Source organism: Salinirubellus litoreus (genome assembly GCF_037335815.1).
GTDB classification, from domain to species: Archaea; Halobacteriota; Halobacteria; order Halobacteriales; family Haloarculaceae; genus Salinirubellus; species Salinirubellus litoreus.
The window spans coordinates 154,517-170,810 of sequence record NZ_CP147842.1 but is presented as its reverse complement, the minus strand read 5'-3'; the positions used below and the strand labels follow the sequence as shown (position 1 = coordinate 170,810).

The 16,294-nt window shown below is 60.5% G+C and carries 17 protein-coding genes and 2 pseudogenes; 9 read left to right on the top strand and 10 right to left on the bottom strand.

Features of this window, described 5'->3' with window-relative positions:
- Positions 1-172 precede the first annotated feature (172 nt).
- A complete protein-coding gene (locus WDJ58_RS23755) occupies positions 173-430 on the top strand; it encodes a hypothetical protein (protein ID WP_338918077.1) in 258 nt (85 codons plus the stop codon).
- Positions 431-464: 34 nt separating this feature from the next.
- Positions 465-1,040, top strand: coding sequence for a hypothetical protein (locus tag WDJ58_RS23750; RefSeq protein WP_338918076.1), 576 nt, complete (start codon positions 465-467; stop codon positions 1,038-1,040).
- Positions 1,041-1,094: 54 nt separating this feature from the next.
- On the opposite strand, the pseudogene WDJ58_RS23745 reads toward WDJ58_RS23750, so the two are convergent.
- Positions 1,095-1,622, bottom strand: a pseudogene (locus WDJ58_RS23745) (HAD-IC family P-type ATPase); the annotation flags it as partial.
- 401 nt (positions 1,623-2,023) lie between these two features.
- Between WDJ58_RS23745 and WDJ58_RS23740 the strand changes: the two are divergent.
- The 4 genes from WDJ58_RS23740 (at position 2,024) to WDJ58_RS23725 (ending at position 4,843) form a co-directional block, all read left to right on the top strand.
- Positions 2,024-2,236 (top strand): hypothetical protein, encoded by a 213-nt coding sequence (locus WDJ58_RS23740; RefSeq protein ID WP_338918075.1) that lies wholly within the window; start codon positions 2,024-2,026, stop codon positions 2,234-2,236.
- Between the two features lie 414 nt (positions 2,237-2,650).
- Complete coding sequence (gene merB / locus WDJ58_RS23735) at positions 2,651-3,196, top strand: organomercurial lyase (protein WP_338918074.1); 546 nt, start codon at positions 2,651-2,653, stop codon at positions 3,194-3,196.
- A gap of 71 nt (positions 3,197-3,267) precedes the next feature.
- Complete coding sequence (locus tag WDJ58_RS23730; protein ID WP_338918073.1) at positions 3,268-3,978, top strand: class I SAM-dependent methyltransferase; 711 nt, start codon at positions 3,268-3,270, stop codon at positions 3,976-3,978.
- A 232-nt stretch (positions 3,979-4,210) separates the two neighbouring features.
- Positions 4,211-4,843, top strand: a complete 633-nt coding sequence (locus tag WDJ58_RS23725) for a helix-turn-helix domain-containing protein (RefSeq protein ID WP_338918072.1) — start codon at positions 4,211-4,213, stop codon at positions 4,841-4,843.
- Between the two features lie 431 nt (positions 4,844-5,274).
- Here the strand turns inward: WDJ58_RS23725 and WDJ58_RS23720 are convergent, their stop codons facing one another.
- The 4 genes from WDJ58_RS23720 to WDJ58_RS23705 form a co-directional block, all read right to left on the bottom strand.
- Positions 5,275-5,772: a hypothetical protein gene (locus WDJ58_RS23720; protein ID WP_338918071.1), complete on the bottom strand. Its 498-nt coding sequence runs from the start codon at positions 5,770-5,772 to the stop codon at positions 5,275-5,277.
- Between the two features lie 5 nt (positions 5,773-5,777).
- Positions 5,778-6,545 (bottom strand): methyltransferase domain-containing protein, encoded by a 768-nt coding sequence (locus tag WDJ58_RS23715; protein WP_338918070.1) that lies wholly within the window; start codon positions 6,543-6,545, stop codon positions 5,778-5,780.
- On the bottom strand, positions 6,542-7,111 hold the full coding sequence (locus WDJ58_RS23710) for an OsmC family protein (RefSeq protein ID WP_338918069.1): 570 nt from the start codon (positions 7,109-7,111) through the stop codon (positions 6,542-6,544). The genes WDJ58_RS23715 and WDJ58_RS23710 overlap by 4 nt, the downstream gene beginning before the upstream one ends.
- Before the next feature lie 207 nt (positions 7,112-7,318).
- Complete coding sequence (locus WDJ58_RS23705) at positions 7,319-9,529, bottom strand: histidine kinase N-terminal 7TM domain-containing protein (protein WP_338918068.1); 2,211 nt, start codon at positions 9,527-9,529, stop codon at positions 7,319-7,321.
- Positions 9,530-9,940: 411 nt separating this feature from the next.
- Between WDJ58_RS23705 and WDJ58_RS23700 the strand changes: the two genes are divergently transcribed.
- Positions 9,941-10,324: an SdpI family protein gene (locus WDJ58_RS23700; protein WP_338918067.1), complete on the top strand. Its 384-nt coding sequence runs from the start codon at positions 9,941-9,943 to the stop codon at positions 10,322-10,324.
- A 228-nt stretch (positions 10,325-10,552) separates the two neighbouring features.
- Here WDJ58_RS23700 and WDJ58_RS23695 read toward each other — a convergent pair whose 3' ends face one another.
- On the bottom strand, positions 10,553-10,774 hold the full coding sequence (locus tag WDJ58_RS23695) for a hypothetical protein (protein WP_338918066.1): 222 nt from the start codon (positions 10,772-10,774) through the stop codon (positions 10,553-10,555).
- Positions 10,775-11,082: 308 nt separating this feature from the next.
- Here WDJ58_RS23695 and WDJ58_RS23690 point away from each other — a divergent pair, with 308 nt between their 5' ends.
- On the top strand, positions 11,083-12,105 hold the full coding sequence (locus WDJ58_RS23690; RefSeq protein WP_338918065.1) for a DUF7544 domain-containing protein: 1,023 nt from the start codon (positions 11,083-11,085) through the stop codon (positions 12,103-12,105).
- A 70-nt stretch (positions 12,106-12,175) separates the two neighbouring features.
- Here WDJ58_RS23690 and WDJ58_RS23685 read toward each other — a convergent pair.
- Positions 12,176-12,643, bottom strand: a pseudogene (locus WDJ58_RS23685) (HAD-IC family P-type ATPase); the annotation flags it as partial.
- Positions 12,644-12,704: 61 nt separating this feature from the next.
- On the opposite strand from WDJ58_RS23685, the gene WDJ58_RS23680 reads away from it, so the two are divergent.
- Positions 12,705-13,361, top strand: coding sequence for a hypothetical protein (locus WDJ58_RS23680; protein ID WP_338918064.1), 657 nt, complete (start codon positions 12,705-12,707; stop codon positions 13,359-13,361).
- A 97-nt stretch (positions 13,362-13,458) separates the two neighbouring features.
- Here the strand turns inward: WDJ58_RS23680 and WDJ58_RS23675 are convergent, their stop codons facing one another.
- The 3 genes from WDJ58_RS23675 to WDJ58_RS23665 form a co-directional block, all read right to left on the bottom strand.
- The gene (locus WDJ58_RS23675) at positions 13,459-14,310 is read right to left on the bottom strand and encodes a CPBP family intramembrane glutamic endopeptidase (RefSeq protein ID WP_338918063.1); all 852 of its coding nucleotides are present in this window, start codon (positions 14,308-14,310) and stop codon (positions 13,459-13,461) included.
- Between the two features lie 84 nt (positions 14,311-14,394).
- Entirely contained in the window at positions 14,395-15,234 is an 840-nt protein-coding gene (locus WDJ58_RS23670) for an ABC transporter permease subunit (protein ID WP_338918062.1), read from the bottom strand.
- Positions 15,231-16,226 carry an ABC transporter ATP-binding protein gene (locus WDJ58_RS23665; RefSeq protein ID WP_338918061.1) on the bottom strand — a complete coding sequence of 332 codons (996 nt, stop codon included), beginning with the start codon at positions 16,224-16,226 and terminating at the stop codon, positions 15,231-15,233. Before WDJ58_RS23665 ends, WDJ58_RS23670 begins: the two co-directional genes overlap by 4 nt.
- Positions 16,227-16,294 lie beyond the last annotated feature (68 nt).

Sequence of the window (16,294 nt, the reverse complement as noted above, 5' to 3'; positions counted from 1 at the left end):
GGTCCCGCTTTTCGGTGATCGGTCCGACCGTCGATCATCGGATACTGCCGAGGAGTGAGTACCGATGGGATTCCGATCCACGGCGGCTCCAGGCGACCGAGTTACCCCACTATCGGCATTCAGATCTCATTTGTGGGGTAACCACTGCGAAGCAGCGGCCCAGTAGCCACTCATGTCCGAACGTTCCTCCCGGTCGATTCTGGAGGCGCTCCCTCCTGCGATGCTCCTCGAGACGGACAACCGGCGGCTCATCCGGGGTGGCCTTGCCTGTATGCACGACGTCGAGACAGTCCGAGAGTACGTGGGCTACGAGAACCAGCACCAACGCCGGCGCTGGGTGCTCCGGATGCTCGCCGATCGTGCTGCGGCGCTTCGGGAATCCGCCTCCGAAGATGGCTCAGCTGGGAGCCAGACTCATGGTCTGTACTGACGAATTGCTATCAGATCCCGGAGGATGATGACGGATGCCAGAACATCCCCCTAGTGGCGGTGACCGTGACTTCGTGACGATCTTCAAAACCGGCTCGGTCGACCGAGACGACTACCCCGACCTTGCTGAGCACCTCCTCGAGGGCCGGACGCAGCTCGCCTCGGAGACAGGGTACTTGATGAAGTTCGGTGACGTCTCACACCGGGGACTGACGCCGTTCGACGTTGCCTCGCTCCACGACGTTCCCGCGTATCCGCTCCCGGAGGCCGCGCTGGAGTCGCTGCCGGCTCACGTTCGAGCCGACCTGGAGCGCGACGGCGCCGTCCAGATGTTCTCCGTCTACAATCGGGAGCACCATCGGTTCGAAGACGTCGCGCTGGCCTGGGAAGAGCAGGATTTCCTCGAACGAATCGCCGATCTGGTGTCCGGCGATTGCTCGCTCCATGAAGCCGTCGACTGGACCGTCGTCGAGGAGGCCGAGCGCTACACTGTCGCCCAGTGGGCCGACATCAGAGGCGTCACCGAGGACGCCGTCCGCTCGAACGTCAATTCGGCCCGAGAGAAGTTGCTTGCCGAAGAAGATCGTGAATCGAGTGGAGAATCCCCCTAGGTTGATTTTCGATATCCGATACCCATCGGTATCAACAGAGTACCTCCGAAATCACTAGTCTGCCGGTCGCGCCTGCCCCGGCGGCGATATTCCCGGAAGACTCGAGACCGAGAGATCGATCCGCCGAAGCAACTGCGCGTTGATCGTGACGGTGACCGTACTCATAGACATCAGAAGCGCATCGATAGCAGGCGACAGGAGGATCCCGGTCGGGGCGAGTGGGCCTACAGCTAGCGGAACGGCGAAGACATTGTAGCCGGCGGCCCAGATGATGTTCTCCTGCATCTTGCGGTAACTCGCCTTGCTCAGTTTCACGAGTCGGACGACGTCCATGGGATTGTTTTGGACGAGGATGACATCCGCCGACTGAACGGCCACGTCTGTCCCGCTGCCGATGGCGATGCCGACGTCAGCCCGGGTCAACGCCGACGCGTCGTTGACGCCGTCACCGACCATCCCGACCAACTTCCCGTGGTCTTGGAGTTCCTGGACCTTCTCGTCCTTGTCCTCGGGAAGCACCTCTGCGAAGACGGTGTCGATACCCAGTTCGTCAGCGACCGCCTCGGCGACGTCGCTACGTTCCTCGTACTCCAGCGAACACGGACTCGTGGGTACGTGCTCTTCGGGTTCGGCGTACTGGCACTACCGCTTGGACTGCCGGCCCTCTACGAGGGGGACCGTCGAGCACGGAGCAACACCTGATCTTGATCGATCATTCCCGAGGTGGTGGATAGATCTCGTCACGCCTCAATCGCGACGTCAGTGAATCGAGCGGATACCGTAGGTCGTGATAGATGGTAGGCGGATATCTGCCTCAAGCGCAAACACCCATTCACTGCTGGCCGATGTTAGAAGGACGAAGTGAATAACACCACCAGATGGGCCAGGTCTCGTGGACGGGGTAATGAATGGATCCAGATTATTGGGCACCAGTGCGATTACCGTGTGGTTCTACAGACCCACTCATGTCGAGCCAAGCCATCGTGGACCGAGAAGAGACCCAGTCCGGAGGTGCTCACGTTATTGGCGGGGAAACCGTGAGCGTCGTCTGTGAGAGCGCCGACTGTGCTGGTGAATCGGCGCCAGTCGAGACGTTCTCGTTGCTGGCAAACGAGGATCGGCTGGCGATTCTCAAAGCAATCGTTCGAGCGGACGAGCGCGGTGAGACGCCGCTTTTCCTTTTCGACCCTTCGTGAGACGGTGGAGATTCGCGACAGTGGCCGCTTTTCGTACCACCTGCGGGAACTCACGGATCACTTTCTGGCCCGTTCGGCCGACGGCTATTCGCTCCACGGGGACTGTTGTGATCGCTTCGTTGCTGTCGTCGCATCGCTCGATATCTGAGACGCGTAGCAACGCTGGTGATCACGGAATCGGTCTCCTCGTGGCTGCTGGACCGTCGCTTGATACCCATCTTCTGGAGATAATAAACACCCCCACGTTGCTGGGAGCAAGGCCGACGCCGGCGTGCCGCGTTGTCACGAGTGGAGACGATGTGTAATCCAGAGAACGATACCACGACGCAGGCCGACACGAGAAGTTGCTGTGGCTCCGAGACACCGGAAACAGATCGCAACCGCGACACAGATTACTGGATCGACGAGGTCGACGTGCTCGACGCGCAACTGCCCGAGGAGCTGCGGTCGGCACTCGGACGCTTCGTCGGCACGGAATCGATCGACACGCTCGGGGAGTGGGCGACCGAGATTCGCCGTCTCACCGGCGGCGGGGCGATAGACGTCGACCAGCTGTGCCACACGGACACCGAAACCGAGCACTGGGGGGACGCTGGCGACGAGCGGTACTACTTCCAGTGTTTCTACGACGCGGCTATTCTGGCTGCCGTCGAAGATCGCCCGGTCGATATTCACACGGTGAGTCCCGGTGGAACGGTCGTCGAAGCACGGGCCGTCGGCAGCGACGAGCTCTCGGTCACGCCGGAAGAGGCCGTCTTCTCACTTGGTATCGGTACCGATGCACACGAGCAGTCCGGCGGGAATCCAACGTTACAGGACGGCTATGCGGCGATCTGCCCCTACGTCAAGGCCTTCCCCGACCGCGAGGCGTACGAACAGTGGTCGGACACGGTTCCGGCGGCGACGGTCGCACTGCCGCTGGCGGGAGCCACGGACGTGGCCAGCGCCCTCGTCGCCTGAGAAGACGCCGTTTGTAAACGCTCCCACTATTCTCGGCGTCATCCCTTCGGTGCGCCGTCCCGGATAGAGGGATGATGGTTGAACCCACCACCGACGAGGGCGCAACGCCGGCCTCGTCGACGGACGACAGTTCGCCACCCGTAGATACGCGGGTCCTCGCTGGCCACCCGCTACAGTCCATTGCTGACGTGCGGGAGACCTACCGCGACCAAGCGGCGACGATCGACCGGATGAGCTGGCTGAACCGGTTGCTCACAGGCCGGTATCGACGGCGACTGTTCGGTGACGCGAACGGCCGCGTCCTCGACGTCGCCTGTGGCGTCGGGACGAACGCCCGGTACCTCCCCGAGGACCGCGAGTACGTCGGCGTCGATATTAGCCCCGAGATGCTGGCCAGGGCAGCCCAACGTCTCGACGACCGGCCGCGCGAGACCACGCTCCACGAAATGGACGCCCAGGATCTGGCGTTTCCCGACGATAGCTTCGAGACGGTCATCTCGTCACTGTCGACGTGTACGTTCCCCGACCCGATCGAGGCGCTCTCGGAGATGGGGCGGGTCTGTGCGCCGGACGGGCAAATCCTGCTGCTGGAACACGGTCGCAGCAGCGTCGGGCCGATCGCCCGGTTCCAGGACTGGCGGGCCGACGCGCACTTCGAGAAGCACAGGTGCCGGTTGAACCAGAACCCACTCGATACCGTGGCACGGTCCCCGCTCGCGGTCGTCGAGACGTCAAGTGCGTTCCTCGGGATTATCACCGCCATCGAGGCCCGCCCCAAGTGAGGACCGGCTCACTCACCGCGACGTCAGCTGTGACCGCAGACGAGCGTTCCTCGTGGAGGTTACGTAATCACGCTTCTCCCCTATTACTGCTCACTTCGCTCGCGCGTGCGGAAGGCGACTCCGCCCGACCATTCAGTCGGCGGTCAGGCTCGGCACACGGGGTGATTCTCCTATTGCACCTCCCAGTATATTGGGCACAACACTGTAGGCACTCCTCGCTCAAGCGAACGGTATGCGCGAAGCCGAGGTCATCGTCTCCGATACGGACTTGGCAGCGATGGGCGTTGACGGACTCCTGTCGCTGGCTCGGGAGGCCGGACTCCGCACCGTGGAGGAACTCGCCTGCCGCGGAAACGGCGCCGTCCTGCAGGTCGAAGTCGAGACGAGAATCGACGAGGGGCGATTGACAGTGCTCGAGTGTGTCGACGAGTGGAATCACGTGGCCGAGCGACCCGACTCTCACGTGTACGTCATCTCGTTTACGGCCTCCGAGTTGCCGGAGAGTCTCGAGGAGACGGCGGCAGATCTCGTCGGCACGTGCGACCCGGAGGTCGACGACGGTGGTGCCACGATGTCGCTTGTCGGTCCGCACGACGCGATCTCCGGGCAGATCGGCGAGTACGAGCGAGCGGGCGTCTCGCCGACCCTCCAGCGCATCGGCGGCTACGAGGGCCCGGAGTATCTACTGGACGAGCTAACCGCCCGCCAGCGAGAAGTCATCGAGACGGCCTGGGAGATGGGCTACTACGAGGTCCCCAAAGAAGTCTCGGCCGACGATATCGCTGCCGAGATAGATCTCGAATCCTCGACAGTCAACGAGCACCTCCAGCGCGCCGAACGCAACCTGCTCGGTCAATTCCTCTGAATTACTGATTGTTCTCGAGGAATTCCCACTGGCCCTCCCCACAATACTGAGTTGACAAATGGATTCGTTGAGGAACTCGTCGTAGACGGTGAGGCCGTAATCACGCCGGTTCTCAAGAAGGAATGTGAGGGCACGTCACGACTCGAGCGCGTTCCTGATGATCGGCCAACTGAACGGTTCTGAGAAATCGAATTCCGCCGATGACGGTGGTTCATCGTTCATTGTCGGTGACTCCCATGCGCCTGCTGATCGCCGAGTGGACGATTCCGGTCACTCGGACGCCCCAGAAAATGGTGACGCCGAGACCTGCGAAGGCTAGCAAGTACACAAGGACTCAAATCAGGTACTCTGCAAGGGTCACTGCCTCTCCTGCGTGCAATACGACAACTCCTGTTGAAATTAATAGCGAAGGCATAGGTGGATGAACCCACCTACGCGGTTCGCAGTCCTCGGTACGACACTACGACTCCGACGAGGAAGACGACCGTCGCGAGGTAGATCGGGCCGAGATGCGTCACCCAATCGTGAGAGAACGCGTCCGCCGTCCAGTGCATCGGTAACGCGAGCGCGAGACCGACGACGGCGCTGACGATCGCGGTCGCCCACGCCCACGTGAGCCGCTGGCGGACGCCGTACCACGAGAGGGCCGCGACGGCGATGCCCGTCGAGATGATGAACGCCGCGGTGGCGACGTGGAGGTGACTGATGTAGTACGCCACCGTCGGATCGAGGTCGGCGGCCGTCATCCCGGCTAGCGTACTGACGCCGAGTTCGAAGCCACTCCCCACGAAATTCAACACGAGGAACACGACCCCGTAGCCGACGAACGCGATCCCGGCGAGTGCCATCAACAGTGCTCCGTTCCGGACGTGTGACTCGAACTGGACCTGTTCTCCCCGTTCGTCCGTGACTGATTGATCTGTTGCCATGATGATCAATTGGTTGCCCGGACTGTGACGCTCTTGACGCCGTACTTCTGACAGGCGTTCGCCGCCCGCTCCGAGATGAATTCGTACCCCGGGTTCTCGCGGACTTCCTCAACCTCGAAGCCGGCCATCTGGATAATGTCGGTATAGCTGTCGATCTGGGCAGCCCCGCCGATGCAGGCCGCCCAGAGGTCCGCGTCGGACTTGATGCTCTCCGGCATCTGCTGTTCGCTGATGATGTCGGAGACTGCCAACCGCCCACCGGGCTTCAGCACGCGATGGGCCTCCTCGAACACCTGCTGTTTCTCGGCGGAGAGATTGATCACGCCGTTCGAGACGACGGCGTCGAACGACGCGTCCTCGAATGGGAGGTCCTCAATGTATCCGTGGCGCACGCGGACGTTGTGGAAACCGTTATCGGACGCGAGTTCCCGGGCCTTCTCGACCTGTGCGTCCGTCATATCAACTCCCGTGACAGTCCCGGTCTCGGTGACGTGCAGGCCGGCGACGAACAGGTCCATTCCCGACCCGCTGCCGAGGTCCAGCACGGTTTCGCCCGCTTCGAGGCGGGCCAGGTCGAAGTGGTAGCCGACGCCGGCGAACGACTCTATCGCTGGGTCGGGCACGTACTCTAGGTCCCGGGGGTCGTAGCCGAGTCGCTCGGCCAGGTCCCGTCCCATCTCGAAGTGGAACTCGCTATCGGCGGACTCGGCGACCCCGTCGTACATTTCCTTGACCTCGCGCTCGAGTTTCTCGGTGTCGAGCGACTCGCTCATCGCGATCCCTCCACGACGAGGTCGGTCTCGAGCGGGACCTCGTTCGCGATCGAGTCCACCAGCGGCGAGGTGGCCTCAACGCGCTCGCGGAGTTCGGCGAGTTCCCCCTCGGGAGCGTCCGCGTCGACGTACGTCGTGACAGTCACCTCCTCGTAGCCAGCCCGGACGTCCTCCGAGATGCCGAGGAACCCCCGGAGGTCGACCTCGCCCGAGAGCTCGAACCGGAGGTCGTCGAGTTCGATGCCCATCGCCGCGGCGTTGGCTGCGTAGCCGACGCTCAGACAGGAGCCGAGCGCGGCGAGTAACAGTTCGACGGCGTTCGGTGCGGTGCGGTCGCCGAGGATCTGCTCCGGTTCGTCGCCCTCAACGTGGAACTCTCGCGTTCGGATCCGCTCGCCCGCTTGGTCGAACTCGTCGATCTCGGTGACGCACTTCAGCGCGTCCGTCCACTCGGTCTCCGCGTAAAATCTGAACTGACCGACCTCGGGGTTTTCGGAAACCGTCTCTATCGTTTCGGTGAGCTGTTCTGCGTCGACGCCGTGGATCACCTGTCGATCTGATGCCATCGGTTCGTTCGTAAAGATCGCCGTCTGCTGGCCAATAACACGGGGCTAGCTATCGTAAGCCGCGCTCAGTAGCGTCATCAGGGATGTCGAAGCTCCGTCAAGGAGCGTCATGTGGTCCGTTTTGATAGGGACTGCAGACTCGACGCATAGCATGGTGTTCCGGAGCGGAGATACGACGGGGATACCAACGGAAGAGAGTACGCGGCGTTATTCACGTTCGTTCGAACTGTCGGTCTCCGAGTCCGAGTCGAACAGCGCTTCGAACACCCGCGCCTCGCCGTGACGGAGATGCTTGTGGAGTGTGGGCGAGCTGATCCCGAGCGATTCGGCAACCTCTTCAGCGGTCGCGTCACGTGGCCATCGGAAGTATCCGCCTCGATACGCGGCTTCGAGTACCTCGAGTTGGCGGTCAGTAAGTGACTCTAGCGAATCCACCGTGGCGGGTACTTGATTCGTCTCGGTCGAGGTGGACCGATCGTGATCCTGTTTAGCAGCAAGTGACGCGGTCGGGCAGTGTTCACGAACACGCTCCAGCGTCGATCGCGTTTCGCTCCCCGACGCGATCTCGACCACAACCGTGCACGTCTGCTCGTCGGCGTGGATCGTGCGTACGTTACCCTTCCCTCCGACGAACGCCAGCAGGGGCGACCCCTCCGTAATGGTGAACTCGACGACGTTCGAGGCGTCGTCACCGACGACTCGGCTGGTCGGAATCTCATCAATCGTCTCCGCCGTCTCCGCGATGTCCGATGCGGGTACCGATACCGTGTCACAGTAGACGAGGATTCGGTCCTCACTGGCGGGGATGAACCCCTTGAGGGTGAGACTGCAGGAAGCATCCGCCGCGACGGTCTGCAGTGGCGTGTCGGGGCAGTCGATCCGGAGTTCCGTGACCGCATTCGAAAAGAGCAGGCGGCGATTCTCGACGGCATTGATCGCCTGACTGACCGTCTCGCCGAACCACTCGAGCACTGCGAGTTCGCGCTCGGAGAACGCCTCGGTACGCGTCGTTTGGAGTGCCAGGCCGCCGTAGACCGTCCGACCGAATCCTAACGAGACGAACGCCCAGGATTCGCCCCCATTGGCTTCCAGCTCGGGAAGCGGCAACGGTGCTTCGGGGAGGTTCACCAAGTTCTGATCGGTGAGACGAAGTGCTGTAGATGCGCCCGTCAGCTCTTGGTGGAGGGTGTCATGTTCAGTGTGCGCGATATCGGGCGGTATGTCGATGATTCTGACCTCCGTGTACAGTGTCGATTCGCGCATGCGGTTCCGGACGACCTCCTCGATCTCACTGCGGGACGTCGCGTTGACGAATTCGTGCGTGATCTCACGAACGAGCCCGTTGAGTCGATCAAGTAGTTCGAGATGATCCCGTTGTTGCTGCAGCAGTCGTTCTCGCCGTTTCTTGGCGGTGATATCGGCGAGAATGATGGTGTGACCGATCGTTCGATCATTCCGATCTGTGATCGTGGATATCCGCGCCTCGTAGGTTCGATCGTCGATGTGGAGTTCGCTGAGGGCGTCCGACACCCCGAGATCGATCGTATCGATGTCGATGAGCGCCTCGGCCGGGGTTCCGAGTGTGGATTCGATGTCACGCTCCAGGATCTCGGCCGCCCGGTGGTTGAGATAGATGAGGTCGAACGAATCGTCGAAGATGAGCACACCCTCCTGGAGCGTGGCGATGGCCGCATCGCGACTCAATCGGCGCGTGGCCGGGGCGAGGTCGAACAGACGACGGCGGAATAATGCGTACCCGAACGCCGGGCCCGTGGCGGCAAACGATACTGACGTAATCCCGATCCCTGGCGGGAAGATGACTCCCATTATCGATATTATCGCGGCGATCCACGGAATGAGACTGCCGATGCACAACAGGATTGCCTGGTCGAGATACAGGTAATCCGACCGGACGACGAGGCGTAAGAGGAGGGCTGTCCCGATGAACGTGATCGTGAGATTGTAGAGAGTAAACACCCCAAACCACGGCCCGTAGGTCAACTCGAGGATCGGGAGTCCATGTAGTTCGCCGATTGAAATCTCCCAGAGGAGTTGATGCATCGGGTTTGTGAGGAGGAGACCGATCGAGATCAGCGGAATGGCACAGACGAGGGCGATGGTCGCCGGAGAGAGATACTCATCGTATCCAGTGTACGCGACAGCGAACCAGATCCAGAACACCGGCATAATCATGATCGGAATCCATCGAATCCGGTGGAGAAGGATGTGAAGCGCGGAATCGAATACAAATGCGGAAATCGCGGAGTTGAGTGTCCACAACGATATCATCGCCATCAATCCGACGAAGGGCAGTGATCCTGGTTCTGTTCGTCGGTTCCAAGCGTAGACCGCCAGACTCCCCGTGATGACGCATGCGAGCAGGCGAAGCCCGATGACGGTGGCGGCGATTGTACTCACTGGTGATCGACGATCACGGTGACCATCTCGTCCAGCATTCGTCGCCAGAACCCGTCGTTACGGAGTTCAAGCAAGCCACGGCAAATCCGTCATGCTGGATCGGGGTGGTCTCTGGGTGCGATGACAGGAATCGGTCCCCCTCTATGTCTTCGAAGTCGTCCGACGTCCACCGTCTCGAGCAGGACGAAACGCCGGTCAAATCACAGAATTCAGAGCGACTCCGAGAACGCTCTGTCGGCGCAACGAGTGCCGGAATACGGTGTTTGGCCCGCGCGAGATACGCCATGTTGCTGATCGATGACTCCGAGCTCTCATGTTTCATGTTATCATTAGACATGAGACAGATACGCAGACGAGCGTGAAAACGGTTCGCCCTCTCGTGCAGACGAGCGTGAAAACGGTTCGCCGTACATGTTTCTCGTCCACGCCGGCATTATCGCATTCAATCTCGGTTACGAGTTCGACTTCACGGCTCTCATCCTCGTCGGCGTCACAGGCCTGTTCTACTATAGCGGCGTGTTGCTCACCCATGCCGAACGAAACTGGTTCGTCGGCATCAGAACGCCGTGGACGCTGAGCAGCGAGGAAGTGTGGAATCGGACGCATGCGCTCGGGGGCCGGCTGTTCAAACTGACAGCCGTGCGCACGCTGGCGGGCTTGCTGTTCGGTGACTACGCATTATATTTCCTTCTCGTCCCAGCACTCCTGACGGTCGGGATCACAATAGTGTACTCGTACTACGTGTACGAGCGGATCGAGCAAGGCTCGGATACTGGCTCGGGATCGAATCTGTAACTTCCTTGCCGCAGATAGACAGTCTCGATTCAGCTTGCTCTGACCGATGAGAGGCACGGTGTCGGAGGCATCGTTCTGACCGTGCCCAGCCGGGGTCTTCGAAGGTTCTCACGTGGCAGCGTCACAACTGACGTCGAATAGATATTCGAGATGGAGAGATGCGGTCAGCAAGCCACTGAACTACGTTTCACAGTCGGGTCGCCGAATATGCTGTACAAGCGTTCGTGTCTAGTTATCGTGCTGACGCTCTTCGATCTCTCGTGCTTGCTCACTGATTTTGGTGAGTTCCCGCAGTCGTTCGCCGTCTGTCCCTCCGTGTCCAACCCGTACAGACAAGTCGAGCGGGGACGGGACAAACCGACTCTCGTCTTCCTCCGCCTCGGACTCTTCACCGACCTCTTCACCCCCCTTGAACAGGGCGACGAACATCTCCCATATGGTGAGGGTCATACCGTGTGTCTGGATCCCATCGAGAATAAGTGTTCGTTCGCCAGTGTATCATGGCAAATCCCAGCGCCTGATTTCTCTGCGAACAACTGCAACTAAGGGAGAGTGGCGTAAGTGATTCACGCGCTGTGTGTCGCACACCCTCCATTCTATCAGTTTCAGCAATGTATACGGCCCAATAGGCTGCTCTGCGAGTCAGTCGAATGGAGGTTCGACGTTGTAGATGATGGCCTTTGGGCCGCATCGCCCGAATTCCCAATCTCATGTCAGCGAGACGTAGTCTTATGTAGTTGGTTCAGTATCTATTCCTCATGCCGCTCTATGCGCTCAAGGACCTCGACGATGCGCTTGACGCGACGAGAGCGTTCCCGTGGCCGGTGGACCGGTCGACCTGGATCAAGCTCGCGGTCGTCGTGTTCTTCGTGGGCGGCCCCGGAGCGAACCTCAATGCCTTCCAGTACAACGTTCCGGCCGATCAGGGCTCACTACCGGGTGACTTCCCGATGCCACCGGATATCGGGGCGACCATCTGGCTCATAATCGCGGTCGTCGTTGCTGCGGCGCTCTTGATCGGTCTCCTGTTCCTGCTCAACGGGTCGATCATGGAGTTCGTCCTCGTCGAGTCGCTCCGTCGGGAGGAGGTGACGGTCCGCCAGCACTGGGGCGAGCGCTGGCGCCAGGGTGCCCGACTGTTCGGGTTCCGGCTCGTGATCGGCCTGCTCGTCTTCGGCAGCGCGGCCGTCGCCGCCGTGCTCTTCCTCTTGCCGGTCGTCGTCGAAACCGGTACCGGGCCCGGTCCGGGCCCAGGCCCCGGTGGATTCTCCATAATTGGTTTCCTGCTGCTTCTCCCTATCGTCTTCGTGCTCGCACTCGTGGTCGGGCTGGTCAACGGCTTCACCACGGTGTTTCTCGTCCCGATCATGATCCTCGAGGACTGTGGCGTGCTCGCCGGCTGGCGGCGACTCTGGCCGACGATCACGACCAATCCCTGGCAATATCTCGCCTATGCTGTCGCCGGGTTTATTCTCAATATCCTGGCGGGGATTCTCGTCGCGATCGTCGTTGGGGTGGCCGTGCTCGTTCTGCTGATCCCGTTCGGTATTCTGGGCGCACTCGGGTTGTTCCTGCTCACGGTGGCTGAACCGTTTGGAATCGGTCTTCTGGTGGTGGTCGGGCTACTGTTCGGTCTCTCGGTGCTACTCGTCATCGCGTTCGCTCAAGTACCAGTGGTCGCGTACCTGCGCTACTACGCGCTGCTCGTGCTCGGTGATATCGAGAGCGATCTCGACCTCATCCCCGAGCAGCGTGCTGCGGTGCGTGCAGACGAAGGGTAGTATTGAGCTCGATATTCGGGATTCCTCGCTGACTTCGAGGAGGTCGAAACTTGTTGCAGTCCGATCGTCGTCAGCGATAGCTCAACAAACGGAGTCCGTTCAACGAGACGACCACAGTCGATCCTTCGTGCCCGATCACGGCAAGAGGAAGCGGAATCCCGCGCAGGAGGATCGTTCCCACCATCAGCGCGATCGCGCCGAACGCGATGGCGAGGTTGATCGTGAGCGTCCGGCGGGTTTTCTGGCCCAATCCCAGAACGTACGGGATCTTGCTGAGGTCGTCACCCATCAACACGACGTCGGCGGTTTCGAGCGCGACATCCGTCCCGGCACCGCCCATTGCGATTCCGAGCGTCGCAGTTGCCAACGCCGGTGCGTCGTTCACACCGTCACCGACCATCGCCACGTTTTCGTAGCGATCGACCAGTTCTTCGATGGTCGCCACCTTCTCCTCCGGCAGCAGTTCCGCCTGCACTTCGTCGATACCGACCTCGTCGGCAATCTGCTGTGCGACGCGTTCGTTGTCTCCCGTCAGCATGCTTGGCGCTGATCGTCGAACTCGCTAATGTATTTGGTAGCGGCGCGTGATGGCTGCCCGTATGGCGGCGGCGAACACGACCGGACTGGTCGGTCGGGTGTCGAAGCGAATCGGGCGGTACGTCAATCACGACGACGTCCTCGTCCGGTTCGTCTCCCTGTGGGTCGTCGTTGCGAGCGTGTTCACGGCGGCTTGGATTCTCAGCTACCTCTTCCTTCCCCAAGGGCTGTTACGCGGCGAGAACCCGGGCGCAGCCACTGGATACGCAGGGAGTATCACGCGAGAGTTCCTGTGGCTGTTCGGGTGGAACGTCGGGGTCTCCCTGATCGCTATCGGTGCGAACACGCTCCGGTCGGTGAACACGCCGATGGGATACGTTATCGAGGTCGTCCAGGCGCCCTGGTACGGGGCCGTCTGGGGGACCGGTTCACTCGCCATCGGGGCGGGTAAGCGAATCGAACCGTCGCTGGCCGTGCTCGTCGAACGAAGCGGGCCGATGGAGATCACCGCCATCGTTGCGATTGTTGTCTCGATGCGTGGCGTGATGATCTGGCACCAGAAATCCGGGCCCCGATGGAAGGAGGAGTTCGTCCGCGTACGATCGCCCAGCGACTGGTCACTGACACGCCGTGAGTTGGCGCTTCTGGTCGGCGGGTATCTGCTGCTGGCAATCGCTTGTTATCGGGAAGCTATCGCGATTGCGGAGGTCGCCGGGTGAGAATAACCGCGATCGTGTGAATCCAGATTCGGATAAATCGTCTCTGTTGACTATACAAGTATAGATGTCCTGTTAAATCCACGAGACGACCGACGATTCACGAATTGTGTATTCGGTATCCCCGCTTAAAGAGGAGGACGAATCCACCTGCGGCGACGAGTCCGAGCACCACGCCGAGAACACCCTCGCCGTTGACGACGAAGATCTGGCCTGCGACGAGTCCTTGGACGTTTCCATATATATCGCCGAGAATCCAGGGGTTGAGGATGTTCCAGATCAAGTGCAAGATCGCTACGGGGAGAACACTCCCGTCTGTGAGGTAGTAGGCGTACGCGAAGGGGAACGATACCACGAATACGGCGCTGGCCTGTACGACGGTCACTAACAGGGGATTCGCCACCCCAAGAACCGTTGCCGCGGTGTAGAGGAACGCCGAGTGATAGAGTCCCCAGACAACACCGACGGCTGCCGTCGCCGAGACTCGCCCCCACCGAGCGGTGAGTTGTGGGAGCAGATAGCCGCGCCACCCGAGCTCTTCACCGTACATGAGGGCCATGTTCAGCACAATAAATACGGGGACCAACGCAATCCCGCCCTGTTTGATGACCTGGCTGATAGCGTTGTCTGCGCCGGGTTGATAGGTTCCAAGCCCACTCGAAAGCGCGACGAGAGCGGCCACACCGATGAACAGAACGGGATAGATGACTGCGAACAGGAGCGCCGGTCCCGTCGTTCCACTGACCGAAGTCTTGATCGTTTGGATAATCGAATCGCCTTGGATTCGCCGCAGGGCCAGTGTCACGACCGCAGGAACGACCATTATGAGCGGTGTCGTGTACGCGGGAACTGTATCGCCAATCGTTACCAACGCGATCGTCCAGCTTACGAGCAATGTTGTAGTGACGAATGCACCGAGATAGACTGAGGAATCGGGGTCCGGTTGTGACATGAAAAATGCAGGTAGAAGAAATCCCATAAGCATACCGTCTATCGTATAACCCCCTCAGAGATCCCATAGTGCCGATAGTTTCAGTTAGCTCAGATCTGCTCGACGGAACCTGAGATATCCGACGAGAAGCGGGCCGACGGTCCAGGCGAACAGAATGATCATGAACACCGCTGGGTCGAGATAACTGGGTGCTGGACCGCCGATTCTCGCGTCCACGGCAGTTCCACCACCGAGCAACAGTCGCTGGACGAGCGCGTTGTACGCCCCAGTCGGACTGAACCCCTGTACGAGCAGGAACCACGCGGGCACGACTCCACCGGGCATCTCGCCGGTGACCAGCAAATGAAGCGCATTGGGAGCCAGATCCCAGAGTAGCGTCAGCCCGAGGTATGCCGTGATCGCCAGGGTCATCGCACGGGCTCGTGTGGCCGTTACGGCCGAAATCCCGATGGCGATACCGACGAACGATACGCCGAGAAGGATAGTCAAGGTCGTCGTCCCAATGAAAGCAACCACAGGTAGGTCGCCGTAGAGAACCGCCGTAACCACGCCTGAGACCACGAACCCTAGCGCAAGACCGATCGCGACCACACCGCTCCGGCCGAAAAACTTCCCGAGGAGCACTTCGCCCCGCGACGGCGGGAGCCCGAGTATCACCTTCAGACTTCCCGATTCCCGTTCGCCGGCGATCGCAAGATAGGCGGCGATCAGCGCCATGATCGGGACGAGGAGCCCCGCGAACTGCGAAGCGCCGCCGATGGCCATCTCGGCACCGCCTTCGACATCCGGGATGAGGAGTGAGATACCCGCGGACAGCGACGTCATCACGGCGATGATGACGACGATGCCCCAAATCATTCGCGCCCGGAGGGCGTCGGCGAATTCCTTGCGAGCGATCGTCAGCCAGATCATCCCAAGCGTCATCGCTCCACCCCCGAAGTATCGACTTCTGGGGGTGCATCGCCAGTGTAGGCGCTGAACAGATCTTCCAACGACGATTCCTCGATCGTCACGTCGAGAATTGCAGCGCCATCATCGCGTATGCGGTCGATCACATCGACTTTGGCTGTGGCCTCGTCGACGCTCACTCGAATCGTTCGGCCATCGACGGCAACATCGGAGATACCGGCTAGCTCCCCGATGGTCAGCGAGTCTGGGACAGCATCGACTGTGAGCGTTACCGTCGATCCGGTTCCGAGCGTGTCGCGAAGCCCGTCTATAGAATCGATGGCGACGAGTCGCCCACGGTTGAGTATCGCGACGCGATCACAGACCGCTTCGACCTGACTGAGAATATGGCTAGAGAAGAAGACGGTCTTCCCCCGGTCAGCGTGGTTTCGAGCGATCTCACGGACGAGGCGAACGCCGTTGGGATCGAGCCCCGAGGACGGCTCGTCGAGAATCAACAGTTCGGGATCGCCGACGAGGGCGATCGCGAGGGCCAATCGCTGCATCATCCCTTTCGAATAGCCACCGACGACTCGGTCAGCAGCTGCAGTATCGAGGCCGACTCGATCAAGCAGGTCGTCAACAGCGTCATCAGATTGCTTTAACGAAATCGCGTACTCCAGGTGCTTACGACCGGTGAGGCGGTCGTAGAGCCCGTATCCATCCGGAAGGATACCGACCCGTTCGTGAATTTCTCGCGTCTCTTCCTGGGCATCGTACCCCAGGACGGTTGCACTCCCGGCCGACGGGCGGACGTAGTCCATGATCACATCGATCGTTGTGGACTTTCCGGCCCCATTCGGCCCGAGAAAGCCGAATATCTCGCCTTCGTAGACTGTTAGATCGAGATCATCAACCGCGAGAACGTCTTTCCCATATCGTTTTGTCAATCCAGTCGTCCGGATAGCAGTCGCTTCATTGCCGGTCGACCCTCTCGAATCAGACGCGGGTCGAGATGAGATTTCCATACTGCTCGTACGTGTATTCCTCTGAAAGTCTCTCTGTGTACTGCTACGTATTGGGTGGACACCAGGAT